The organism is Solwaraspora sp. WMMB762 (assembly GCF_049179115.1).
In the GTDB taxonomy this organism is placed as follows: domain Bacteria; phylum Actinomycetota; class Actinomycetes; order Mycobacteriales; family Micromonosporaceae; genus Micromonospora_E.
Window position 1 is genome coordinate 3,192,571 of record NZ_JBMHMD010000001.1, and the last position, 24,287, is coordinate 3,216,857.

Consider the following 24,287-nt stretch of genomic DNA (forward strand, 5'->3'; position numbering starts at 1 on the left):
CAGCCGATTCACATCCGCTCGGGCGCCGAGACGCCGAGCAGGTCCAGGCCGTTGGCGATCACCGTACGGGTGGCGTCGTTGAGCCACAGCCGGGCCCGGTGCCGGTCGGTGATCTCCTCGTCGCCGAGCGGCATGATCCGGCACTTGTCGTAGAACCGGTGGTACGCCCCGGCCAGCTCCTCAAGGTAGCGGGCGATCCGGTGCGGTTCGCGCAGCTCGGCGGCGGAGGCGACCACGGCGGGGAACTCGCCGAGCGCCTTGAGCAGCTCGTTCTCTTTCTCATGGTCGAGCAGCTCGGGCCGGAAGTCGTCCGGTGCGCCCCGCTGCAGCCCCACCTCGGCGGCGTTGCGGGCCACGCTGGCGGTCCGGGCGGCCACGTACTGGACGTAGAAGACCGGGTTGTCGTTCTTCGCCCGGGTCCACCGCTCCACGTCGATGTCGATCGGCGAGTCGGACGAGTAGCGGGCCAGCGCGTACCGGGCGGCGTCGACGCCGATCGCCTCGACCAGGTCCTCCAGGGTGACCACGGTGCCGGCCCGCTTGGACATCCGCACCGGCGTCCCCTCGCGCACCAGGCTCACCAGCTGCCCGATCAGGATCTCCAGGGTCTGATCCGGGTCGTCGCCGAAGCAGGCCGCCATCGCCCGCAACCGGCCGATGTAGCCGTGGTGGTCGGCACCGAGCATGATCACGACCTGGTCGAAGCCACGCTCCCGCTTGTCCAGGTAGTAGGCGCAGTCGGCGGCGAAGTAGGTCCACTCGCCGTTGGACTTGCGCAGCACCCGGTCCTTGTCGTCACCGAAGTCGGTACTACGTAGCCAGGTCGCGCCGTCGCGCTGGTAGGTGCGCCCCTGCTCGCCCAGCCGGGTCAACGCCAGCTCCAGCTCACCCCGGGCGTGCAGGTCCTTCTCGTTGAAGTACGTGTCGAAGTGCACCCCGAACCCGGCCAGCGACGCCTTGATCTCGTCGAACATCAGCGCCACGCCCTCGACCCGGAACAGCTCCCGGGCGGCGTCGTCGTCGAGTTCGCGGACCTCGGGGTGTTTGGCGGCCACGGCACCGGCGATGTCGGCGATGTACGCCCCGCCGTACCCGTCCTCGGGCGCCGCCTCGCCCCGGGCGGCGGCGAGCAAAGACTTGGCGAACCGGTCGATCTGGGAGCCGGCGTCGTTGAAGTAGTACTCGGTGCCGACGTCGGCCCCGGTGGCCCGCAGGATCCGGGCGAGCGCGTCACCGACGGCCGCCCAGCGGGTGCCACCGAGGTGCACCGGGCCGGTCGGGTTGGCCGAGACGAACTCCAGGTTGAGCCGGCGGCCGGCCAGACGGGTGCTGTGGCCGTACTCCCGGCCGGCCAGGACCACGGTGCGGGCCAGCGCCCCGGCGGCGGCCGAGTCGAGTCGGATGTTCAGGAAGCCCGGACCGGCGATCTCCACCGAGGCGATCCCGTCGGCCTCGCTGAGCGCGGCGGCCAGCGCGGCGGCCAGCTCACGTGGGGCGGTGCCGACTCGCTTCGCCAGTTGCAACGCCAGGTTCGAGGCGTAGTCGCCGTGGTCGGGGTTGCGTGGGCGCTCGACGGTGACCACGTCGGGGAGTAAAGATAGATCGAGGTCACGGTCGACGAAGACCGACCGGGCCGCGGCGCGGACGAGCTCAGCGAGATTGGCGGGAGTCACCAAAGCATGTTACCGGGGGTAGACTCGTGGCCTTGGCGGCGACCCTCACCTGCTGTGTCCCCGCTGAATGCCCCTTGACCGACCGACCTGACGAGGCACCACACCATGAGCATCAGCACCCAGGGTGGCGACAACCGCAACCCCTCCGTGGTCAGCACCGGCAAGCCGGCGGCCGGCGGCAAGCCAAACAGCAAGACCAGCGGCAAGGCCGGCAGCAAGGCCGGCGGCGGGCGGCCGACCGGGGCGAACCGACCGGGCGGTGGCAAGCCGGGCACAGCCGGCAAGGGCGGCCGCAAACCCGTCAAGCCGGTCAAGGTCACCCAGGAGCGCAACTGGGGTCCGATTGCGCTGATGGTCGGCGTCGGCGTGCTGGCCACCGCGATCATCGGGTACGGGGCCTACGCGGTCTCCCAGGAGGCCCGGTCATGGCAGGACCGCGCCTCGGACATCACCGACCTGGTCAACTACCGGGACTCCAACCCGGCGGCGCTGGACCCGATGGCCGGCAAGCAGTCGCACGAGTGGGGCCCGTTGGAGTACGAGATCCAGCCGCCGGTCGGCAGCAGCCACAACCCGAACTGGCAGAACTGCATGGGTGACGTCTACGACGCGCCGATCGCCAGCGAGCACGCCGTGCACAGCATGGAGCACGGCGCCGTCTGGCTCACCTACCAGGAGGGTCTGCCTGCCGACCAGGTCGAGACGCTGGCCAGCAAGATCCAGGGCAACGAGTACACCCTGATGAGCCCGTTCGAGGGCCTGGAGTCGACGGTCTCGCTGCAGGCGTGGGGCTACCAGCTCGCCGTCGACGACGTCAACGACCCGCGGATCGACGAGTTCATCCGGGCGCTGCGACAGAACGCCACCGTCGAGCCGGGTGCCACCTGCTCGGGTGGGATCACCGCCACCGGCACCACCCCACGTGACATCGGCGCCCAGGAGCAGCAGATGGACGGCGGCGCCGGATCGTGACCGCCAGGACGGATACGGACGCGATGGCCGACACCGAGCGGGATCCGGTCGACGGGCCGTCGACGCAGGACCGACCGGCGGACCCGGCCGGCGGGGAGCCGACCGATCCGCCGACGCCCGGTGGCGATGCGGCCGAACCCAGCCGCCGTGGCCGGTTCGGCACCGCGTGGCTGGCCGCAGCCGTCGTGGTCGGTCTCCTGCTCGGGTACGCCGCCGGCCTGCTCACCCCCGGTCTGCTGCGTCCCGGCGACGCCTCGCCGGAGGCCGGGTTCGCCCGGGACATGTCGACCCACCACGCGCAGGCCGTGGAGATGTCGATGATCGTGCTGGAGCGCAGCGAGAACCCGGCGGTGCGTACCCTCGCCAGCGACATCGCGCTGACCCAGCAGAGCCAGATCGGCATGATGCAGACCTGGCTACGTGAGTGGGGCCTGGAGCCGACCGGCACCCGGCCCCGGATGGACTGGATGGAGACCACCGGCGAGTGGGCGGTGGTCGACGGTCTGATGCCGGGGATGGCCACCGACGCGCAGCGGGCCGAGCTGCGGGCGGCCACCGGCACCGAGGTGGACCGGCTGTACCTGTCCCTGATGCTCACCCACCACCTGGGCGGCATCCACATGGCCGACGGGGTGCTTGAACTCTCCGACGACGAGGATGTGCGCTGGCTGGCCGAGTCGATGGTGAGCGGCCAGCAGAAGGAGATCGAGCTGATCCGTACCCTGCAGTCCCAGGTCGGCGGCTGACACCGCACCGCCCGACGGCGGCCCTGTGCCTGCCGGCATCACCCCGCCCGTCCCGGCCTCCGCCGGGGCGGGCGGCGTCGTATCTGCTCGCCTCCCGGTGCACCCCGCCGGTTATGTATACCTATAGCATGACTTCGCATACTTTGACGGACTCTACCGTCTCAGACGTTTTCTAGGCACATATCGCTACCGTCCTGATACAGCCTCGTTGGTCCTGACGTGGGGGCACTTCTTAGCGATACTCGGAGATCGATCACGAGCTGGTGCCGACGGCACACACTCGGCGGTGACGGCGCGGTGGCGGCCCGCCGTCGCGGATCACCCACCGGTGACGCTGGCGGGCTGACACCGGAGCAGGAACTCGAGCTGATCGACCTGTTGCGGGGCCGATGGCCGGAGGACCACGCGCTGGACGACGAGCTGTGGAGCCGGCGTACCGTCGCGACGCTGATCGAGCGGCGGTTCGGGCTGACGCTGAGCCCGACCGACGTCGGCCACTATCTGGACGCCTGGGGGCTGGCGCCCCGGCGGCCGGAGGAACGCGCCTGCGGGCTCTGCGTCGACGCGGTCAAGGAGTGGGTGGAGCGGGTCTACCCGACGGTGCTGCGCGCGGCCCGGGAGCACCGGACGGACCTGTGGTGGCTCGGGCGGACCCGGTTGCACGGCACCACCCCGGCCGCCGACGTGCTGTCGGCCGCCTCGGTACGCGGCCAGACCCGGTTCATGATCCTGACCCCGTCGATAGATCCGCCGCTGCCGCGCGAGTTCCTGCTGCGGCTGTGCGGACCGAACCGGCGCGGGGTGCATCTCGTGGTGGACGGCTCCTGGGCCAGCTCCGAGCTGCCCCGCCGACTGCCTCGGACCATCGTCACGCACCTGCTGCCCAGCTGCGCCCGCCCGGCCCGGTCAGCCTGAGCAACTCCGGTCCCGGCCGGCGACCGGACCACCGCGCCGGCCGGGACCGGACACGGCGGATACCGATTCGGCGACCCGGTGCTGGGTTTGCTAATCTTCCTGGGTCGCTGAGCCCCCGTAGCTCAGGGGATAGAGCACCGCCCTCCGGAGGCGGGAGCGCAGGTTCGAATCCTGCCGGGGGCACCCTTTCTGACCTGCACGACAAGGCCGCTGACCAGAGCAAGCCCAGTCAGCGGCCTTCATCGTCTGTCCGGCCGTCACCGGCCCTTGGCGAGCATCTGTGCCGAATACGTGCCGAAGTTCGGCACGGTCTCAGCCGTGGCCCAGCGCCCGTTCGATGCGCTGCCGCAGCGCCGCCTCTCCCCCGTTGAGCCACGTCGACACGGCAGCGTGCCGCAGGTCGTACGGCATAGGCCAACTCGTCGAGGACGGACTCGCCGTAGGCGAACGGATCGATCAGCACCCGTACTCCTAGCCTCAGAATAGACCCAACTGGCTTGAGCCAGTTTTGGAGTGCAGCGAACGCTGCACAGCCGCTGGCTTGAGCCAGTTGCGGTAGGGTGGCGCGTGATGGGACCACCAGTGACAGGCAGGCAGACATGGACGAGCCGACCAGCATTGACAGGCGACCACCCAGCCGACGGATAGCCGATGACCTGCGCCGGAGCATCCAGGCGGGCGGGTTGGCACCCAGTGACAAGCTGCCATCGGAGCGGGACCTTGCCGCCCGGTACGGCACGGCACGCAACACCGCCAGGGAAGCGATCAGCATCCTGCAAGGGGAGGGCCTGGTTGTCGCGCAGCACGGGCGAGGCGTCTACGTCCGCCCGAACCGGCCCCTGATGCGCCTCGGAGCCAACCGCTACTCCCGCCAGCTCCGTGACGAAACGGGACTGTCGCCGTTCCGCGTCGAGGTCACGAAACAAGGCCGCGTGCCTCGGACCGAATGCCGGTCGGTCACCCGCGACACCCCACCGCCCGACGTCGCCGAACGCCTCGGCCTCGACGCGAACACCGCGACCGTCATCCGGCGGGAGAACTGGTACTTCGCCGATGACGAGCCGGTACAGGTCGGCGTGACCTACATCCCCGTCGACGTCGCCGAGGGGTCGCCGCTGGCGACCGAGCGGACCCTCGGCAAGGGCAGCATCTACGCCAGGTTCGAAGAACTCGGCCACCGGATCACCCGCATCCGCGAGGAGATCTCGGCGAGGATGCCGTACCACGACGAGTCGACCGGGTTGGGGATGCCACCCGGCGTACCGGTCATCGAGGTGCTGCACACCAGCTTCGACGAGCAGCACACCCCGTTCGAAGTCACCAGGTTCGTGATGCGCGGTGACCTGAACGGCCTGGACTACGACATGCCCGTAGAGGACTGACAGGACCGTCTGATGAGTCGAGGCAGTCTCGTACGGCTGGTGATGCTCGCGTTGCTGTGGGGGTCAGGATTTCTCTGGATCAAACTGGCGCTACGCGGCTTCACCCCGGTGCAAATCGTCCTTGTCCGCCTGGCCCTCGGTGCACTGGTGCTCATCCCCGTGGCCTTACACCGGGGGCTGCGGTTCCCGGCCGACCGGACAACGTGGGGGCATCTGTTCGTCGCGGCGCTGGTCGCCAACGCCATCCCGTACACCCTGTTCGGTATCGGCGAGCAGACCGTTGACTCCGGTGTCGCCGGGGTACTCAACGCCACCACGCCCCTGTGGACGACGCTGATCGCCTTCGTCGTCGGGACCGACCGCACAGCGACGTGGTCGCGGGGAGCCGGACTGGCGCTCGGCTTCGTCGGCGCGGTGGTCATCTTCACGCCGTGGGAGTCGGCGAGCGAGGTCGCTAGCTGGGGAGGGCTGGCGATCCTGGCGGCGTCCGCCAGCTACGGGATTTCCTACGTGTACATGGGCAAGTTCCTCACCAACCGGGGAATTCCGCCGATCATGCTGTCGGCCGCGCAGCTCGCGGCCGGAACGATCCTGATGATCCTGGCCTTGCCCCTCGGCGGACTGACCGCTCCTGACTTCCGCTTGGACGCGGTGGTCAGCCTGCTGATCCTGGGTGTGCTCGGCACCGGGGCCGCTTACGTGCTCAACTACCGGCTCATCACCGACGACGGACCTACCCTGGCGTCCACGGTCACGTATCTGCTGCCGGTCGTCGCGGTGATTCTCGGCTTCCTGGTCGCCAACGAGCAGGTAACGGTGTCCGGGGTCCTCGGCATGCTCCTGGTCCTGGCGGGCGTCGCGCTGGTGCAGCGCCGAACCTCACGTGACCGGCCCAGCGTGCCGGATTCTCTGCCGGCAGGAAGGAAGCGGGGATGATCGTCGTCGACCCGGACTTCGTCCGACTGATGCGCCGACTCCGACAACAACAGGGGATGTCGTTCCGGGACCTGGCGAAGAAGGCGTACTTCTCGCGCTCGTACCTGTGGGAGATCGAGAACGGTAAGAAACAGCCCAGCCTGCACCTCGCAAAGGCGTTGGACACCTGCCTCAACGCCGAAGGACAGCTCATCCGGCTCGTGACCACCGCCCCGGACGACCAGGAAACGCCGCCCCTGTCCCGACCAAGGTCGTCCGGCGGCAGCCCGAACCATGACGCCGAGCCGTGGCGAACGCCTCCGATGTGGTCGGCGCGGATGGGTGGACCAGCGCTCGTCAACGAATACCGGTGGGCACAGGTCGCGATCATGCTCTACGACGTCTTCGTCCGTAGTCGACCACCGCTCACGCGCCTCGGACCAGACCGGTACGCCAATCCCTCCCTACGGCAGAAAGACCTGACACCGTTCGCTGTCGAGGCAGCCATGCAGGGACGTGCGCCACGAGTCGAATGCCTCGCCGTATCCCGCCAGCAAGCGCCGCGCGACATAGCCGCCCTACTACGGCAGCCGCCATTAGGGCTGTGACCAGGTAGGACGGGTCGGCAGGGGTGGTGCAACGTGGACGCAGCCGCCTGTTGATCATGTGTTTGTGAGGACTACAAGATCGAAGGCGGCTGCTGCTGCCAGGGTAGCGGCTGACCGGGCGGTGCGCGCACAGGGCGACTGTTGGAGCGGGTGCGGTCGTGTTTCGTCCAGGCGCGGACGTGGCGGCACGTCGGCCGGTACATGTCGGCGCTGGTCAGCAGAATCCCGAAACGCAACGGGTGGACCATCGCCGAGCATGTCGGGGACGCCACGCCGGACCGGACCCAGCGGTTGTTGAACCGGGCGGTGTGGGACACCGAGGGCGTGGCCGGGGAGGTGCGGCGGTACGCGGCCGCCGGGTTGGACACCGCGGCGGCCGCCCGGCGGCGGCGTGGGCTGGCGGTCGGTGCGTTGGACGAGACCGGACAGCCGAAGCACGGCACCGGGACGGCCGGGGTGAAACGGCAGTACATGGGATGCGCCGGTCGGGTCGCCAACGGCATCAACACCGTGCATCTGGCCTACGTGCGGGAACGGACCGGCCACGCCCTGATCGCCGCCCGGCAGTGGATCCCCGCCGAGCAGATCACCGACCCGGACACCGCCGCGCGGACGGGCCTGCCCCCGGACGCGGAGTTCCGCACGAAGGGCCAACTCGCGATCGACCTGTGCACCCACGCGTACGCCGACGAGCTGACCTTCGACGTCATCTGCGGTGACGAGGTCTACGGCAACCGCACCGAACTGAGGGAGTTCCTCGAAGCCCGCGGGCAGGCGTACGTGCCGCGGGTCGCCTCCACGTTCATGGTCCGGACGCCGTCGGGTGACAGGTCGACCAGCGCGCAAGCCGTTGACCTGCTGGTCGGTGGGGCCGGTCGGGGCTGGCAGGTCCGCTCGGCCGGCACGGGGTCGAAGGGACACCGCTGGTACGCGTGGGCGTGGATCGCCACCGCCTCACCCCGCCACCACCTCCTCGTCCGCCGTCACCTGGCCACCGGCGAACTGGCGTTCCACTACTGCTACGTGCCCGAGGGTCAGCCGGCGGTCGTGTCGCGGCTGGTCCGCGCCGCCGGGCTGCGGTGGCCGGTCGAGGAATGCTTGTGCGCCACGAGGCGCCTTGTCGTATCCCCAACGCAGTTGGGAGGAACTCGGAGGGAGGTTTCTGGGTCTGAATGGCTTACCCGAAGCCGAAAGGTGAACGGGGACAAGAGCATGCCAGGAAACCAGTGGCCGGGCTCAGGCGTTAGGGGCGGTGCACTGGGAGACCCGCGTGATATGGCGAAAGCTGGATTGCCTGAAGTCCAATCTCCAGTCGATGTAACTTCCCATCCACCGGAAAGGCGTCTGAAACCGGTGTCGCGTTCTGTTGCGGTGATGAAGCATAGCCGCGGCAACCTTCGGAACGCGAAGCGATGCCCAGCGAGGGTATTCAAGGAGATGAGTGGGCCGCCTACGTCACGCTCGGACGTACGACAAGGATGAACGTGGGATCGCCTACGGGACGCGAGTCCTATGGCGACGCAGGTCCCGTAGTAGTCGCAGGAGTCACGCCCTGCCAGGGAGGACGGGAAAGCCGTCCGCATGGGCGAAGGGGACCAGGTGATCGGATGCCAAAGATCGGGAGGTATGCGAAATGCAGAACGCCGAAACGGTACTGGGTGTCCTCCGTGAGCGCGGCAGGAAGGGTCTGCCGCTAACAGAACTGTATCGACAGTTGTTCAACCCGCAGTTGTATCTGCTGGCCTACGGACGCATCTACGCCAACCACGGCGCGATGACTCCGGGGGTCACGCAGGAAACCGTGGACGGCATGTCGCTGGACAAGATCGGACGCATCATCGATGCGATGCGCCATGAGCGTTACCGGTTTAGCCCAGCCAAGCGGGTATACATCCCGAAGAAGAACGGCAAAATGCGCCCGCTCGGCTTACCGACCTGGTCGGACAAGCTGGTGGGCGAGGTGGTGCGGCTACTGTTGGAGTCGTACTACGAACCGTCGTTCTCCGACCGTTCCCACGGATTCCGTCCCGGTCGGGGCTGCCACACCGCGCTGCGGGAGGTGGCGAACACCTGGAGGACTTCCCGAAACTATTACCGGGCTTTCTCAACGTAATCCGTAAACGCGAAAGATCTCCAACTTCATTACCGTACGTAATGTGGCAGGAAAGTGTTCCAACGATCTGCGGAACCCGGTCTTGAGAACCTTCCAACACTTCAGATGGGCGATCGCGCGTTCGACGGCGGCGCGGAGCCGGTTGAGTGCGGTGTTGCACGCGCGTCGGACCCCGGTCAACTCCCGACCCCGAGGCTTCTTGTACGGACTCACGATGCCGGCACCCTGGTACCCCTTGTCACCGATCATCCCGGGCCCGCCGGGGGCGTAGTGGCCGGCCCACCCGGCGGCGATCCCGGACACGTCGAACGCCTTCCGGTCGTGCATGCCACCCGGACACGGGTCACCCACATCGACCACCCGCCCGGCGAGATTGGCCACCACCTGCACGTTCTGCCCACAGAAGCCCTTCTTCTCGGAGAACAGCCCGTCGACGTCGTCGCGTTCCCCGACCGGCGCGACCAGACCATCGACCAGGACCGCGTCCCGGCGGGCCTGGTCACGGACCTGCTCGTACAGCGGGGTCAACACCACGTCCACCAGCGGCTCCAGCTCCTCCTGATACCGCTCCACGGTCGTCGAACCGCAGCCGAAAACCTCACCGATCACGTCCGGCGCCAGATTGTGCCGCAGCCCGAACAACACCAGCACCAACGCCGTGTACAGCGGCAACGCCCGAGGGCGCCCCACCGGCAGGTCCCAGTCGACCAGCGCGTCCACCTGCTCGTACAGCCAGTCCAGTTGATCGGAGTCCAGTCCGGTCATACGCTCACAGCGCGGCGGCCGGCCGTCGATCGTTTGAGTCCACACAACCCAGATGATCCAGACGTCGCCGGCCGCCGTTTCCACAAACGACACGCCCACCTTGGTCACACCACAGGCCGTCACCCCACGTAATATCGACGAACCTCGGTGCCAATCGGCTCGAAGCCTATTGGGAAGTCCTCCTGGTCCGGGACGGCATGGTTCATCGAGGGTGACATCTCCGACTGCTTCGGGTCCCTGGATCACCAGGTCATGCTCGACGCGCTGGCAGAGAAGATCCACGACAACCGCTTCCTGCGGCTGCTGCGCAACATGCTGCAAGCCGGATACCTGGAGGACTGGACCTGGAACGCCACGCTCAGCGGCGCGCCGCAGGGCGGGGTCGCTTCCCCTACTGAACTGCCATGGCGTCGGATCGCAACGCGATCCGCAGGTTGGTGTTGGCGCGGATGTCGGCGGTGACCACACCGGCCGGGCGTTGGGTGGCCAGCACCAGGTGGATGCCGAGGGACCGGCCCCGCTGCGCGATCGAGATCATGCCGGTGACGAACTCGGGCATCTCCCGGATCAGGGTCGCGAACTCGTCGATGACCAGGAGCAGCCGTGGCAACGGCGGAAGCTCGGTGCCGCTCGCCCGCCGGGCCCGGTACGCCGAATGGTCCTTGACCGCCGCCTCGGCGAGCAGATGTTCGCGCCGGCGCAGCTCCGCAGCCAGCGATTGCAGGGCCCGCTGGGCCAGGTGCGCGTCCAGGTCGGTGACCATGCCGAGGGTGTGGGGCAGCATCGCGCACTGCCGGAACGCGCTGCCTCCCTTGTAGTCGACCAGGACGAAGGTCATCTCGTCCGGCCGGTTGGTGGCGGCCAGGCCCGCCACCAGCGACTGGAGCAGTTCCGACTTGCCCGATCCGGTGGTACCGGCCACCAGCCCGTGCGGCCCGTCGCGGACCAGGTCGAGAACCAGCGGCCCGTCGTAGCCGAGCCCGATCGGCACCGCCGTGCTGGCCGGGCGCCGTCGCCACCGTTGCACGACGGCGGCCGCCGTGGGTGGTTCGAGCGTGAGGAGGTCGAGCAACCGGGCCTGCTCGGGAAGGCCGCCGTCGCTGTGCGGGCTGACGTCGCGCAGCGGTGCGACGGAACGGGCGACCTGCTCACACAGTTGCCCGGTGACCCGGTCGGGACGAATGTCGGCCAGGTCCGGCACCCCGCCGCGCCGCAGCACGAACCCGTCCGCGTCGGCGGCCACGACGGCGGTGCACTCCTCGGGGAGGAGGCGTTCCCGCTCGTCGAGGCAGACACTGAACACCCGCACCTGCGGCCCGGCGGTGAGGACCTGCACCAGCCCCGGCACGTCACGCATCCGGCGGGCCCCGTCGACGATCACCAGCAGGTCCGGATCGGTGAACATCGCCCACGACATGGAGGAGCCGAGGGCCCGTTCCCGGTTCTCAATCTGCGACACCAGTTCGGCGAGCCGGTTGGCGACGCTCTCCGGGTCGGTGCCGACAGCGACCAGCGGGCCGTTGGCGCCGATCGGCGCCGCGTGCGGCAGCCAACGCACCCAGGCGAACCCGTCGGCGCGGTCCGGCTCGGTGAGCACCACCACGCGCAAATCCCGGGGGCTGTGCAGGACCGCTGCCTGCAACAGCCACCAGCGGGCCAGTTCCCGGGTCGCGGCCACGGTGCCGGCCACCCCGATCACGCCGGACTCGGCCACGTCCACGGCGATGCCGACGTCCGGCACGTTCCAGCGCACCTCGCCGCCGTCGTCGCGGGCCGGGTCGTCGACAGCCTTCGCGGACGGCTGGTCGACGGTGCCGATCCGCAGCACCAGATGGTCCGGGTCGCGGCGGCGACGTTCCCACAACCGGCTGCCCGGGCCGGTGGCGATCAGGGCCACCGTCGCCGGGTCCGGGACGGTGTGGTTGCGTACCTGCCGTTCGTGGCGCACGGCCCGGTGGATGGCGCGGTAGGTGCGGCGCAGCCGGGCGCCGTAGCGGCGCCTGCTCTTCACCGCCTCCCTCCGGTTGGTCCGGCGGCCACCGATCCAGTTGGCCACCCCCATGACCGGGCTGAGCACGACGAACATGAAGTACAGGTAGGACTGAAAAAGCCACACCATGCCCAGGCCCATCACCGCCGGTGCGGCGACCAGCAGCAGCGGGAACCGCGGCGGCGGCTGTGGGCCGGGTGGGGTCGGCAGCCGCACCCGGTCGGTGTCCAGGTGCGGAGCGATCCGCGGCGGGCGGTTGTAGTCGAGGCCGAATCCGTCGGCCGAAGGCACCACGGCGGCGTCCGGCTCGACCGGCGCGGTGAGGCGCAGCAGCACGGACCCCACGACCAGGTCCTCCCCGCAGGGCCAGGCGGTGGCGCCCGACGGCACGTCGGCCACGTCGACGTCGGCGGTCGTCGACGCCACCGGCAGGTGGGCCTCGTCGGGATCGTCGGGGTCGTCCTCGCCGGGGTCGGGTTCGCCGATGGGACGCCCGGTGAGCGGACTCGCCTGGGCGGGCGCGACGACGGATGCCGCCCGGACCTGTCCGTCGATGTCGGCGGTGAGGTGCCAGTACGCGCCGCCGTGGACCGTGACGGTGACCCAGAGGCCGCCGGCCGGGCCGTCCGGGTCGGGGATCCGCACCGCGCACCGCGCGTCGTGGCCGATCTCGTGGCTGCCGGCGGCGAGCTGCCAGGTGCTGCCGGCGCCGGGGCCGCTGACCAGGTGTACCTCGGCCAGCACCGGTTCGTCGGGGTGGGGCACGGCGCGCCGGACCTGGTCGACCGGTTCGACCGGGCCACCGACGCCGATCAGGGCACCGGCCCAGATTCCGCTGTCACCCACCGTGGTGGCCGGGTCCAGTCGGCGTCCGCCGAGGAACAGCGGCCGACCGACCGGACCCCCGACGGACCGGCCGCCACCGGTCGGGGCACGGTCCGGAGCGCCGGGGCGGCCGGCGGCGTCGGGTGTGTCGGCGGCTGGTGGGTCGGCGGCGGGTCGGTCGAACGCGGCGGCCAGTTCGCCGACGGTCATGGTCTGCGCGGCGTCCACCACCCGTTCCCGACGGTCGCCGTCGACCGCGTCGACTGTGGTGATCATCAGTCTCACCGGTCGGTCGCCCCTCTTCCGGCCGACACGGAGTACGCCGCGTTTGCCCGCCGGGCGGCGGCCTCCTGCGGGGTGGCGGCCAGCAGATCGGTGGGGACCGTCCCGGCTGCGGCGGAAACACCCAGGCCGGCGAGGTGCATGGTGTCGGCGCCGGCCAGGGTTTCCGACCCGGAGCCGGAACCGGGGTCGTGGAGCGCGGAGCGGCCGAGAGCCGTGTCGCGCCATTCCCCGACCGGTTCGAGCGGACCCGCCGGTGGGGTGTACGGCGGAACGTGGGGCAGCACCCGGGCCAGCGCCGCGGGCAGTGCGGTGACGGCGACGGACAGTGGTGTGCCGTGGACGGTCAACCATCCCGCCCCGTCGACGGTGAGCATCCGTACCCGGCCACGCCCCGGGCCCCGTACCAGCAGCCGCGCATTCGAGTCGGGCGGTGGGTCGACGGACGGGTCCGTCGCGCAGACCGCCCACCGGGGCCCTGGCTCTCGCCGGGTGAGCACCGCGCTCGCCAGCTCTGCGGTGGCGCCCCGGTACCGCGGGTGGACCCCCTCGGTGACCAGCACCGATCCGGCAGGCAGGCGCCGGTCGAGCTGCGCGGCGAGGGCCTGGAGCAGCACCGTCGCCGTCCGGGGATCGCCGTCCACCGACACCCGCGCGGGCCCCTGTGCGAGGTCGAGCAGGGCGATCCTTCGATCGGCGAGGCCGAGCCCGACAAGCAGGACCGTCGGGGCGCCGGGCTGCTCCTGGGCGAGCGTGGCCGCGTCCGGTCGGGACAGCCACCACAGTCGCGGGTCCTCCTCGTCGGCCGTCCACGGCACGGGCGGAGCCGGAACGTCCCGGCCGAGCACCAGCACCCCGACCCGGTCCTCCTCGATCAGCGCCCCGTACGGCTGGGCAGGTGGGTGTCCACCCGGGCCGGGCCGCCCGGCGGTGGTCCGGTAGGCGTGTCGAATCGCCCGTTCAGCGTCCTGCCACACGTCCGGGCGGCGCAGCACCGCCCCGAGCAGCCGCCGCTGGCTGCGGTACCGCAGCCAGCGGCGGACCGGGGTGACGTAGGCGGCCACGGTCAGTGCCGTCTCGCTGCGCAGTCGCCGAACCACCGCCGCCCACCCGCCGAAGCGCGACGCCAGCCGGTGCGCGAGGACGACCGCCAGGATCAGCAGCGCCGCCAGGCCGAGGACCCGGGTGAACAGGGCGGTGTCCCCGAACAGGCCCGGGGTCCTCACGCGGCCATCCCACCGTCGAGCTGGGCGCGCAGGCAGCGAACGGCGGTGAAGGTCCGGGACTTGACGGTGCCCGGCGGAATGCCCAGGTGACGAGCTGCCTCGTCACCTCCCCTGCCGAGCAGGTAGAGCTGGGCGATCACCTCCTGCTGCGGTCGGGAGATGCGCCGCAACGCGTCGACGAGGACATGACGGTCCACCACACCGTCGGCGACGTCGCGGACCCGGGGGGCGGTGACGAACGCCTCGGCGGCGATGCCGACCGGCGCGGCGCGGTCTCGGCGCCGACTGTCCACAGCGAGGTTGTGCGCGATCCGTAGCAGCCACGGCAGGATCGGGCGGGTCCGCCACTCGATGCGGTCGGCGTAGATGAACGCCCGCAGCAGTGCCTCCTGCGCGATGTCCTCGGCCAGATGCAGGTCCGGGGCGAGCATCTTGGTCAGGTAACGCAGCAACGGCTGTCGTTGCGCAATCAGATGTTCACCCAGTGTCTCGTCGGGTGCCGGTTCTTGCGTCGGTGACCCTTCGGCGTTGGAAGTCACCATGTCCGCCGCTCGTCGGTGGTGCCCTTTTTGGACGATAGAACGGTTCATGCCCACCACCCTCATCCCCTGGTCACTTCCCTGGCCGCCGGACCGGGTGAACGCGACCGCGCGGCACCCGCAAGACGGCAACGACCTTCCAGGACGGCAACGGCCTTCGAGGGATGGGACCGCTGCCGCCAGCCCCGCACATCGCAACCCGGGGCAGACCTGCCCAGCAAGCGCCGTCGTGGGCAGGCCTGCCCACGACGCAGTGGCGGACATCTCACCATCTTCGATCATGACGAGCTGCACAGGCGTTTGTCGTCTCTGCCAGAATCCACGTACACCACAGATAGAGGACCCACCGGCGGGGCTCGGAGAAGGGCGAGGGCTCGGAGAAGGGCGGTACCATGCCACCCTGGCGGGAACAGGAAATCACCACCCCGCTGCTGACGGTTACCTACGTGGCGGCACCCGACGATCCCAGGCAGAACGAAGTGTTCGAGTTCTTCGTCGACGGTCAACGCCGCACATTCGGTCGGGACCGCTCGTGTGACATCGTCATCTGGTCGGCGATGAACACCCAGAAACTGACCCGGGTCGCCGGAGAGATCTGGCGGTCCGAGGGTGAGCTGTGGCTGCGCAACCTCTCCACGTCCCACGAGCTTTTCGTCACCGAACCCGGCCAGCCCGCCGAGGAACCGTTGCGTCGCCGCCCGGACCGGCATGCCCGCGGGTACGCCTGTTCGATTCCGGCACCGGTCGCCACCGTCACCGCCCCCGACGGGTGCCGGCTCGACGTCCATCAGTTGCACCAACCCTCGCCCGCGGTGCTGCAACCGGTGGACGAGGATCCGACGGTGTCGGTGGTGCCGGACGTGCCACCCCAGTTCCGGCGGCTGGCGGCCGCACTGTGCGAGCCGTTGCTGTCGGGCAGCGTGCTGCCCGCCGCGTACCGGGAGGTGATGGCCAGGATCGGTCAGCCCAGTCTCAAGATCGTGCGCAACGACGTCGCCCATCTGTGCTCGGTGTACACGAAGGCCGACCCGCGGCTGGCCCGCCGGGTCAACGAACGACGCAACGCCAACGCCCACCAGGCCCGACGCCTCACCGGCCTGACCCTGCCCGACTACTACGAGGTGGCTCTGCTGCTGGTCCGGTACCAGCGGATAACCCGGGACGATGTTCACCTGTTGGCGATCTCGGAGGGTGGATGAACAGCCGGGCCGGGGAGCCGGACCATGCAGCGACGGACCCGCACCCGCCGCTGACGGATCCGGTGGCACCGCAGCCGGTGACGAGCCACGAACGACCCGACCCGCCGCCCGGATACCGCTTGGACCGGCTCCTCGGCAGTGGCGGCCAGGCGCAGGTGTGGGCGGCGCGCAGCGAGCCGCTGGACCTGCCGGTCGCGCTGAAGTTCTGGCCGCCGGATCTGCACGAGCACGATCGGGGCCGGATCCGACGTGAGATCGACGTGCTGCGCCGGCTCGCCGGACACAACAACATCGTGCGTCTTCTCGACGCGGAGACCCGTCCGGACGCGGCACCGTGGCTGGCTACCGAGCTGTGCGACACGTCGCTCGCGGCGGCGCTGCGGTCCGGTTCGATCCCGGTCGACGACGCGTTCACGGTCGCCGACGACATCCTGACCGGCCTGGCCGCGGTTCATCAGATCGGCCACCTGCACCGCGACGTCAAGCCCGCCAACGTGCTGCTGCACCACGGCCGGGCCAAGCTGTGCGACCTGGGGCTGGTCGGGCAGATCGACCACTACACCCGGATGCACTTCTCCGGCACCGCCTACTTCCTCGCCCCGGAGCTGCGCACCTGCCAGCCGACGGTGGCCAGCGATCTGTACGCGGCCGGTCGCACCCTGGAGGCCCTGTTCGAGGTCGCCTACGGTGCGTCGGCGGTGCCGCCGGCCCTGGAACGGCTGCTTACCCGGGCGACATCGGCCCGCCCGCACGACCGTCCCGCCGACGCGGAGACCTTCCGGCAGGCGGTGGCGTCGTGCCGGTTCGCCGACGGCACCGGTCCCACCACGACCCGGCCGGACGGCGCTGGGGCCGGGCGGCGGCCCGGCCGGTACCTCGTGACGATCGCGGCGGTCACCGTCCTGGCACTCGGGGTTGCCGGATGGGCGGTGACCGAGGACCGGCGGTCGGCATCAGCGGTGCCGGCGGTGACCGCGACACCGACCGGGCCGCCGGCACCAACGGCACCGGGCGCGCCCCCACCGTCCGCGACACCGGGCCGGCTCACGGCATCGGCGACGACGACCAGTTCCGCAGCGCCCAGCCCCGCCGTGGTGGTCGCCCCGTCGAGTGCACCGCAGCAGATCCAGAGCCTGTTCGCCAGCCGCTGCGTCGACGTGCGCGGACCCGATACGCGGGACGGCACCCCGTTGCAGCTGTGGGACTGCATCAACGCACCGGAGGAGCGCTGGGTCTGGGACGGCGCGCGGCTGCGGGGGTTCGGCGACAAGTGCATCAGCCTGCCCGACGACACGGCCCGCGACGGCACTCCCGTCCAGCTGTCCACCTGCACCGACGAGCCCCGGCAGCGGTGGCGCCTGGAACCGTCCGGGGAGCTGCGCGGGCTGCACGACAAGTGCCTCGACGTGCGTGGCCCGGACGAGGGAAACGGCACCCCGTTGCAGATCTGGACCTGCGTCGACGTTCCGCAGCAGCAGTGGCGCCTGTTCTGATGAGAACCAGCTGACCAACTCTCCGAAGAACCCGGGGCTCGACACCGGACGCCAGACGCCGCAATTTTCGCCATCTGCCGATCCCGCCACCCCACCACAGGTATTTCTGTCCATCGATCTCTCTCGGTAGAGGTATCCGCCCCGCGCGACCGTGACCGTCACGGTCTGCCGTCCACACCCCTACCTCGGGAGGAATCCTTGTCCACGCGACTGACGCAACGCGTACGTCGATCAACGCTCGCCCTGGTAACCGCTGCCGCCGTAGCGCTGCTGCTGCCGGTCACCTCGGCAGGAGCGGCAGCCCTCGACCGATCGACCGGCAGCGGTGCAGCCGGCACGGCCGCCGACGTCTATATGATGGACAACTCGTCCGACGTCGGACTCCAGCCGCACAACATCGGTTCGATCTGGCAGAGCCCAGACATCAAGGTCTGCAACACCGCCGTGGAGTGTGCGGTCAGCCAGAACCCGATCATCGGGCAGACCAACTACATCTTCGTCAAGCTGCGCAACCCCGGACCGTACGGCAACCCGGTGACCGAGCAGGGCGAACTCCACGTCTACCGGACCACCCCGGGCGGCGGCGCGTCCTGGCCCACTGACTGGACCGAGATCGGCTGGACCTCGGTGTCGGTCGCCCCGGGCATCACCACGGTCACCATCCCGTGGAACGGGGTCCCCGGGCCGGGGCACTTCTGCCTGCTCACCCGGTGGGTCTCCGCCAACGACCCGATGACCGTCGAGGGCCCGGACACCCCGCAGAACACGCGAAACAACAACAACATCGCCTGGCGCAACGTGGACTCGGTGGCGCTGGCACCCAACGGGCCGACCGAGGTCCGGCCGTTCGCGATCGGCAACGTCCTGCGGGAGCCGACCCGCAACAGTGTGGTCTTCAACGAGGACGGCGCGCCGCTGCGCACCGCCGGTGGCCGACTCGTGGTGGATCTCGGGCCGACATTGTTCGCGCGCTGGGTCGAGGGCGGCATGGCCGGCAAGGGCATCCGGGAAGCGGGCCGCAACCGGGTCGAGATCGTCGATCCGGGCCAGGCCAGCCTGGACAACCTGATGCTGCGCGGCAACGAGCGGCTGACCATGCGACTGCTGTTCACCGCCACCAAGCCGGTCGAGAAGCCGATCGCCGTACTGGTGACGCAGTTCGGCCCGGACGTCGACGGCACCGACCGGGCCGACCTGGGTGGTGTGCGTTACGACGTGACCGTCGGCAAGCAGGACCGTTAGCCACCTCGCAGGGCAGGGACGGAGGTGACGTCCGGGACCCGTGACCTCCGTCCCGCCGAGGTCCGGATCTGCTGGCTCAGCGAAGACTGACCCAGCAGGTCCGGACCTTGTACGTCGCGGTGCTGGCCCGCAGCTGCACCGGGCCGGTCGGCGGTACGCCCATCGAGAAGAACCCGGCCTCGTCCACCGGCACGTCCTCGTACTGCCCGGCGGCGGACCGGGCGCTGAGCCGGCCCGGCGCGGCCGGCGAGAGCTGCCCCACCACGCCGCTCGCGGTGACCTCGACGGCGAGGACCACCGGGCCGGACCGGAAGGTCAGGGTCCGGTCGGTACCGCCGGACCGGGTCGACCCGGCTGGCTCCAGGTCACAAGCCGAGTCGAAGGTCAGCTCGGCGACCGCCAGCTCGGCGTCGACGGTCCGCCAACTGAACGCGGCCAGTGCCGCGGCCAGGAAGTGCTCCGGCACCGGTCCGGAGTCACGCAGGGCGGCACCCAGCTCGATCAGCAGCTCGTCGTCACTGTGTGGTGGCCACTGCCGCATCACGTTCACCTCCGTTCCCCTGCTTCTCCCCGGGCGGGCCGATCCTGACGTACGGGGCGAGGGCTGGGCAGTTGCGCAGCTTCGCCAGGCATCGGGCCTGGGTCGGACCGACGCTTCCAGTGGGCATGCCGAGTTGCTCGCCGATCTCACGGTAGCTGGCCGGCGGGTCGGCGACGAGTAGCGCGAGTAGTTCCCGGCAGCGCGGCGGCAACTCGGCGAACGCGTCACGCAGTGCCTGGCGCCGCTCGTCCCGGAGCAGATCCTCGTCGGGAGTCGTCGGGTCGACCAACCGGAAGACACCGACATGCGCGTCGGTCGATTCGTCGTACGGGTCGAACGGCTGGGTACGCCGACCGAGCCGCAGCATCCGGTGACACTCCCGTCGGGTGGTGGTCACCAGCCAGGCGGGCAGTGCGTGCGACTCGCGCAGCCGGCCCAGGTGCTCGACCAGCCGCAGCCAGACGGTCTGGTTGACGTCGGCGGCGTCGGCGTGGCCGAGTCCGTAGCTGCGGATCACCGTCGCCACCAGCGGGCCGTACCGGTGGACCAGCGCGGCCCAGGCGGTCTCGTCGCCGGCGGCGGCAGCGGAAACCAGGTCGGGGACGGTAGCCGGCGCCGGATCGGGAGCAGGCGCCGGATCGGGAACGGCGTCGGGGCTACTCATCCGACCAGCACGCCGTAGTCGGGGTGCCAGGCCGGGCCGGCGGTCAGCACCGCCGCGGCTGCCGCCGCGTCCAGCCCGGCGCTGGTCATCAGGGCGGCGAGCCGGCCGGAGACGTGGCCGGTGGCGAAGGAGGTGCCGGCCCAGGCGGCGAAGCCGCCGAAGTGCAGCACCGGCTGGCCGGGCAGGACCATCTCCCCGTCGACGTACGTGCTGGTGCGGTCGCCGTACGCGCTGGCGTCCACCCAGGAGCCGTAGTTGCTGTAGTCGGCCGGCACCGGGACGCCGTCGGTCGCGTCGAGGGCGGCGACGGCCAGCACCCCGGGCAGCGCCGCCGGCCAGGACGGGCGGCTGGTGCCCGCATTTCCGGCGGCGGCGACCACCTTCGTCGTCTTGGGCAGCGCGGCGAGGGCGTTGGCCAGCGGCAACGGCGGCTGGTCGTGCTGCGTGAAGTAGCCGAGGGAGAGGTTGATGACCGACACCTGCTGGCCGAGCCGGCCGATCGCGGCGATCAGGCTCTCCTCGTCGCCGATGCCGTTGGCGTCCAGTGCGGACTCCGGGTCGACCCGTACGCCGGGGGCGGCCTGCCGTACGACACCGGCGACGAAGGTGCCGTGCCCGCCCTGCAGGGCCAGTTGGGTGCCGCCGAGGTACAGCGGGTCCTCGTCGTCGGGCTCCGGCAGGTAGCTGCCGCCGAGCCAGTCCGGGTGCACGTCGCCGGCCAGCCGCCAGATGCCGGTGTCGCAGACGCCGACCGTGACGTCGGCCCCTTCACCGAGCCGGGTCGGGTCGGGCGGTGGCAGCGCGGCCGCTACCCGTGGTGGTCCGCCGGGGTTGCCCATGATGTTGCCGAAGCCGAGCAGGACGTGGTGTGGCTGCACCTGCGGGGCCCGCCCGCCGGGCCACTGGCGCGGGTCGCGGAGCTGGTCGACCACGGCCGGGATGTCGGTCTCCCGGTCGAAGCGCAGCCGGCCGACCTGAGCGAAGCCGTCGTCCTCGGTGACCTGGTGGCCGTCGGCGCGCAGCCGGGCCGTCACCCGCTCGACGTCGGCCGGGGCGACCAGTAGTTGCCGGGGACGGTAGAGGAACTCCTTGCCGGCTGCCGCGGTGTACCGCCGTACCGCCGGGTGGGCGGCCAGGATCTCCAGGAACGCCCGCTGGTAGCTCCGGTCGAGGGACCGGTCGGCGGGTCCGGGCGTGCCGGCCCGGCCGGTCGGGTGCGACAAGCTGGTCGCCGGACCGAGGGGCAGCAGCGCGGCGGCCAGCGCGGACCATCCCATCAGCCGCCGACGGGAGACCGGACCGGGGAGACCCGGCACGGGGTGACGGTGGTCGGACGACACCTGACCCTCCAAGCGGGTGGGAGACGGGGCCGGCACCACGAGGGCGACCACAGAAGGTTACGGGACCGACACGATTATTTCAAAGGATAGTTATGTGTCAATTAAATGACTGGCGTCCGGGTGCCGGCGTTGACCCGGGGTGCACGGGTGGGGAATTCTCTCTCTCGTGACCGAACGCACCGATTCCGGTGTCGACCTGGCACAGCGGGCCCTGGACACCGTCCAGCGCTACCCACACGAGGCCATCTCGATCGCCCACCGGGTGCTCGCCGACGCGCCGGACGCCCGCACCCGGTCCACTGCGGAACGCGCCATCGGCCTGGCGTTACGCGAGCTCAACGACCTGACTGGCGCGGCACGCCACCTGCGCCGGGCGGTACGGGCCGGGGACGACGCCCGGCTTCGGGCACTGGCCCGGATGAGCCTCGGCTACGTGCTGGCCAGTGCCGGCCGGACCACCGCCGCGCTGCGGGTCGTCACCCTGGCCCTGCCGCAGCTGACCGGCGCCGACGCCGGCCGGGCCCGGATGCAGCGCGGCGTGGTGCTGCACTACCGGGGCCGGTTCGACGAGGCGGTCCGCGACTACGATCAGGCGGTGGAGATCGCCCGCCGCGAGGGCGACCTGCTACTGGAGGCGCGCGCCCGCAACAACCGAGGCCTGCTCAACGCCCACCTCAACGCCCACCTCGATGCCGACACCGACGACGACCTGAACCGCGCCGCGGCCATCTTCAGTCAGCTCGGGCTGGACCTGGCCGCCGCCGACGCCCGGTGGAACAGCGGCATCGCCACCGGACAACGCGGCGACGTGGCCGGCGCGCTGCACTGCTTCGCCGAGGTCGACAGCGAGTACCGCCGGCTCGCGGTGCCCCGCCCTGCGCTGCTGCTGGACCGCTTCGAGCTGCTGCTGTCCGTACCGCTGATCGACGAGGCGGTCGCGGTGGCCGAGACCGCCGTGACCGAGCTGCGCCGGCTCGGGATGGCCTCGGACCTGGCCGAGGCGCTGCTCGCCCAGGCGCGGGCCGCGCTGCTCGCCGGCGACCTGGCCACCGCGGCCGACACCGCTGCGGCGGCGCGCAGCCGGTTCCGACGGCAGGGCCGGCGGGCCTGGGCAACCCTCGCCCGGCACGTCGAGCTGCGGGCCGGGTACGCCCGGGGCACCCGGTCCCCCGCACTGCTCGCCGCGATGATCCGTACCGCCGACCAGCTCGACGCCACCGGCTGGCCCGGACCGGCGTTGACCAGCAGGATCGAGGCCGCCCGGCTGGCCACTACGCTGGGTCGGCACAGCCGGGCGGTCGAGCTGCTGGAGATCGCCGCTGACGCCCGGCGGCGGGGTACCGCGCCCCGCCGGGCCCAGGGGTGGTACGCCCTGGCGTTGCGCCACCGGCTGGCCGGCGACGAGTCCGGGGCAGCCCGCGCGCTGCGCCACGGCCTGGCCGTACTCGACGGGCACCGCGCCTCGCTCGGCGCTACCGAGCTGCGGGCCAACAGCGGGACGTACGGCAAGGAGCTGGCCGCCGAAGGTCTGGACATCGCCATCCGGCGGGGCGCGCCAGCGCAGGTGCTGACCTGGGCGGAACGCTGGCGGGCCAACGCGCTGCGGATGCGGCGGGTCTCACCGCCACCGGATCCGGACCTGGCCACCGCGCTGACCGAGCTACGGATGGTCAGCGCCGCGCTGGAGGACGCGCTGCTGGCCGGCAACCCGGTGCAGACGCTGCGCGGCAGTCAGGCCCGGCTGGAGCAGCGGATCCGGGAGCTGGCCCGAGGGGTCAACGGTGACGGGGAACTGCTCGCGCCGCCCGGGGTCACCGACCTCGCCGCGGCGCTCGGTGCCGCCGTACTACTGGAGCTGGTGGCGCACGGCGAGCGGCTGCTCGCGGTGCTGGTCCGCGACGGCCGGCCGACGCTGCACGATCTCGGGTCGCTGACCGACGCGGTACGGGTGGCCCGGCTGCACCGGTTCGGGTTGCGCCGGCTGGTCACCACCGGCGACAGCGCCGACGCGCGGGCCGGGGTGCGGCACACCGCCGGTGTGTTGGACCGGCAACTGTTCGATCCGGTACGCGAGCTGATCGCCGACTGTCCGCTGGTGATCGTGCCGATCGGCGACCTGCACGCCGTACCGTGGTCGGGTCTGCCGACCTGTGCGGGCCGGGCGGTGACCGTGGCGCCGTCGGCGACGGCGTGGCTGCGGGCCGCCGGCCGGCGGTCCGGCGGGGTGGACCCGCAGCCGGCCGGCGGACCGGCGGCTGGGGCGCAGCCGGACGGCGGGCCGGCGGTGCTGGTGGCCGGGCCGCGGTTGCCGGCCGCCGAGACCGAGGTACGGCAGCTCAGTGCGGTGCTGCCCGGCTCCCGCACGCTCACCGGGGCCGCCGCCACCGCCGACGCGGTGACCGGGGCACTCAACGGCGCGCGACTGGCGCACATCGCCGCGCACGGGCGGTTCCGGGTGGACAACCCACTATTTTCCACACTGGAGCTGGCCGACGGACCGCTGACCGCGTACGAACTGGAGCGGATCACCAGCCCGCCCGGTTGTGTGGTGTTGTCGGCCTGTGATTCCGGGCTGGCCGGGGTCCGCCCCGGCGACGAGGTGATGGGCTTCACCGCGGTGCTGCTGGCGCTGGGCACCCGCTGCCTGATCGCGACGGTGCTGCCGGTGCCGGGCGAGCTGACCACCGCGCTGATGCTGGAGCTGCACCGCGAGATGCTGGCCGGACATGCTCCGGCGGTGGCGCTGGCCCGGGCACAGCAGGCGTTCGCCGCCGGGCCGGACGGTGCGGCCGGGGCCCGGCACGCGACCGCCGCCGCGTTCGTCTGCTTTGGCGCCGACTAGCCACCAACCCATTGA

At 71.0% G+C, this 24,287-nt stretch carries 20 protein-coding genes and 1 tRNA gene; 13 read left to right on the forward strand and 8 right to left on the reverse strand.

The features are described 5' to 3' along the window. Nucleotides 1-8 precede the first annotated feature (8 nt). Entirely contained in the window at nucleotides 9-1,673 is a 1,665-nt protein-coding gene (argS, locus tag ACN27J_RS14050) for an arginine--tRNA ligase (RefSeq protein ID WP_421366654.1), read from the reverse strand. 105 nt (nucleotides 1,674-1,778) lie between these two features. Between argS and ACN27J_RS14055 the strand changes: the two genes are divergently transcribed. From ACN27J_RS14055 to ACN27J_RS14095, 9 genes are all read left to right on the forward strand, one after another. After that, a complete protein-coding gene (locus tag ACN27J_RS14055) occupies nucleotides 1,779-2,645 on the forward strand; it encodes a DUF3105 domain-containing protein (protein WP_421366656.1) in 867 nt (288 codons plus the stop codon). Between the two features lie 23 nt (nucleotides 2,646-2,668). After that, nucleotides 2,669-3,391 carry a DUF305 domain-containing protein gene (locus tag ACN27J_RS14060; RefSeq protein WP_421366658.1) on the forward strand — a complete coding sequence of 241 codons (723 nt, stop codon included), beginning with the start codon at nucleotides 2,669-2,671 and terminating at the stop codon, nucleotides 3,389-3,391. A 219-nt stretch (nucleotides 3,392-3,610) separates the two neighbouring features. Continuing rightward, nucleotides 3,611-4,306, forward strand: coding sequence for a winged helix-turn-helix domain-containing protein (locus ACN27J_RS14065; protein WP_421366659.1), 696 nt, complete (start codon nucleotides 3,611-3,613; stop codon nucleotides 4,304-4,306). Between the two features lie 111 nt (nucleotides 4,307-4,417). Continuing rightward, nucleotides 4,418-4,489: transfer RNA gene (locus ACN27J_RS14070), tRNA-Arg, on the forward strand. A 416-nt stretch (nucleotides 4,490-4,905) separates the two neighbouring features. Continuing rightward, complete coding sequence (locus ACN27J_RS14075) at nucleotides 4,906-5,688, forward strand: GntR family transcriptional regulator (protein WP_421366660.1); 783 nt, start codon at nucleotides 4,906-4,908, stop codon at nucleotides 5,686-5,688. A 12-nt stretch (nucleotides 5,689-5,700) separates the two neighbouring features. Then, on the forward strand, nucleotides 5,701-6,624 hold the full coding sequence (locus tag ACN27J_RS14080) for a DMT family transporter (protein WP_421366663.1): 924 nt from the start codon (nucleotides 5,701-5,703) through the stop codon (nucleotides 6,622-6,624). Next, nucleotides 6,621-7,211 (forward strand): helix-turn-helix domain-containing protein, encoded by a 591-nt coding sequence (locus tag ACN27J_RS14085; RefSeq protein ID WP_421366664.1) that lies wholly within the window; start codon nucleotides 6,621-6,623, stop codon nucleotides 7,209-7,211. Before ACN27J_RS14080 ends, ACN27J_RS14085 begins: the two co-directional genes overlap by 4 nt. A gap of 138 nt (nucleotides 7,212-7,349) precedes the next feature. Beyond that, nucleotides 7,350-8,693, forward strand: coding sequence for an IS701 family transposase (locus ACN27J_RS14090; RefSeq protein WP_421372228.1), 1,344 nt, complete (start codon nucleotides 7,350-7,352; stop codon nucleotides 8,691-8,693). Nucleotides 8,694-8,844: 151 nt separating this feature from the next. Next, entirely contained in the window at nucleotides 8,845-9,324 is a 480-nt protein-coding gene (locus ACN27J_RS14095) for a reverse transcriptase domain-containing protein (protein WP_421366666.1), read from the forward strand. On the opposite strand, the gene ACN27J_RS14100 is transcribed toward ACN27J_RS14095, so the two are convergent. The 4 genes from ACN27J_RS14100 to ACN27J_RS14115 form a co-directional block, all read right to left on the reverse strand. Further along, nucleotides 9,316-10,182, reverse strand: a complete 867-nt coding sequence (locus tag ACN27J_RS14100; RefSeq protein WP_421362034.1) for a transposase family protein — start codon at nucleotides 10,180-10,182, stop codon at nucleotides 9,316-9,318. The genes ACN27J_RS14095 and ACN27J_RS14100 overlap by 9 nt on opposite strands. A 298-nt stretch (nucleotides 10,183-10,480) precedes the next feature. Next, on the reverse strand, nucleotides 10,481-13,180 hold the full coding sequence (locus ACN27J_RS14105) for an FtsK/SpoIIIE domain-containing protein (RefSeq protein ID WP_421366668.1): 2,700 nt from the start codon (nucleotides 13,178-13,180) through the stop codon (nucleotides 10,481-10,483). Between the two features lie 5 nt (nucleotides 13,181-13,185). Then, complete coding sequence (locus ACN27J_RS14110; protein ID WP_421366669.1) at nucleotides 13,186-14,412, reverse strand: hypothetical protein; 1,227 nt, start codon at nucleotides 14,410-14,412, stop codon at nucleotides 13,186-13,188. Beyond that, complete coding sequence (locus tag ACN27J_RS14115) at nucleotides 14,409-14,954, reverse strand: sigma-70 family RNA polymerase sigma factor (RefSeq protein WP_278171248.1); 546 nt, start codon at nucleotides 14,952-14,954, stop codon at nucleotides 14,409-14,411. The genes ACN27J_RS14110 and ACN27J_RS14115 overlap by 4 nt, the downstream gene beginning before the upstream one ends. A gap of 389 nt (nucleotides 14,955-15,343) precedes the next feature. On the opposite strand from ACN27J_RS14115, the gene ACN27J_RS14120 reads away from it, so the two are divergent. The 3 genes from ACN27J_RS14120 (at nucleotide 15,344) to ACN27J_RS14130 (ending at nucleotide 18,885) form a co-directional block, all read left to right on the forward strand. Beyond that, entirely contained in the window at nucleotides 15,344-16,150 is an 807-nt protein-coding gene (locus ACN27J_RS14120) for a hypothetical protein (RefSeq protein ID WP_278171249.1), read from the forward strand. Beyond that, nucleotides 16,147-17,643, forward strand: a complete 1,497-nt coding sequence (locus tag ACN27J_RS14125) for a protein kinase domain-containing protein (protein ID WP_421366672.1) — start codon at nucleotides 16,147-16,149, stop codon at nucleotides 17,641-17,643. The genes ACN27J_RS14120 and ACN27J_RS14125 overlap by 4 nt, the downstream gene beginning before the upstream one ends. 198 nt (nucleotides 17,644-17,841) lie before the next feature. Beyond that, nucleotides 17,842-18,885: a hypothetical protein gene (locus ACN27J_RS14130; RefSeq protein WP_421366674.1), complete on the forward strand. Its 1,044-nt coding sequence runs from the start codon at nucleotides 17,842-17,844 to the stop codon at nucleotides 18,883-18,885. Nucleotides 18,886-18,961: 76 nt separating this feature from the next. Here ACN27J_RS14130 and ACN27J_RS14135 read toward each other — a convergent pair whose 3' ends face one another. From ACN27J_RS14135 to ACN27J_RS14145, 3 genes are read right to left on the reverse strand one after another with little or no spacing between them, the layout of a single operon-like run. Then, on the reverse strand, nucleotides 18,962-19,426 hold the full coding sequence (locus ACN27J_RS14135) for a hypothetical protein (protein WP_421366676.1): 465 nt from the start codon (nucleotides 19,424-19,426) through the stop codon (nucleotides 18,962-18,964). Further along, on the reverse strand, nucleotides 19,401-20,090 hold the full coding sequence (locus tag ACN27J_RS14140) for an RNA polymerase sigma factor (protein ID WP_278171253.1): 690 nt from the start codon (nucleotides 20,088-20,090) through the stop codon (nucleotides 19,401-19,403). The genes ACN27J_RS14135 and ACN27J_RS14140 overlap by 26 nt, the downstream gene beginning before the upstream one ends. Further along, entirely contained in the window at nucleotides 20,087-21,406 is a 1,320-nt protein-coding gene (locus ACN27J_RS14145; protein WP_421366678.1) for a S8 family peptidase, read from the reverse strand. Before ACN27J_RS14145 ends, ACN27J_RS14140 begins: the two co-directional genes overlap by 4 nt. Before the next feature lie 190 nt (nucleotides 21,407-21,596). Here ACN27J_RS14145 and ACN27J_RS14150 point away from each other — a divergent pair, with 190 nt between their 5' ends. Continuing rightward, complete coding sequence (locus tag ACN27J_RS14150; RefSeq protein WP_421366680.1) at nucleotides 21,597-24,272, forward strand: CHAT domain-containing protein; 2,676 nt, start codon at nucleotides 21,597-21,599, stop codon at nucleotides 24,270-24,272. The last annotated feature ends 15 nt before the right edge of the window (nucleotides 24,273-24,287 follow it).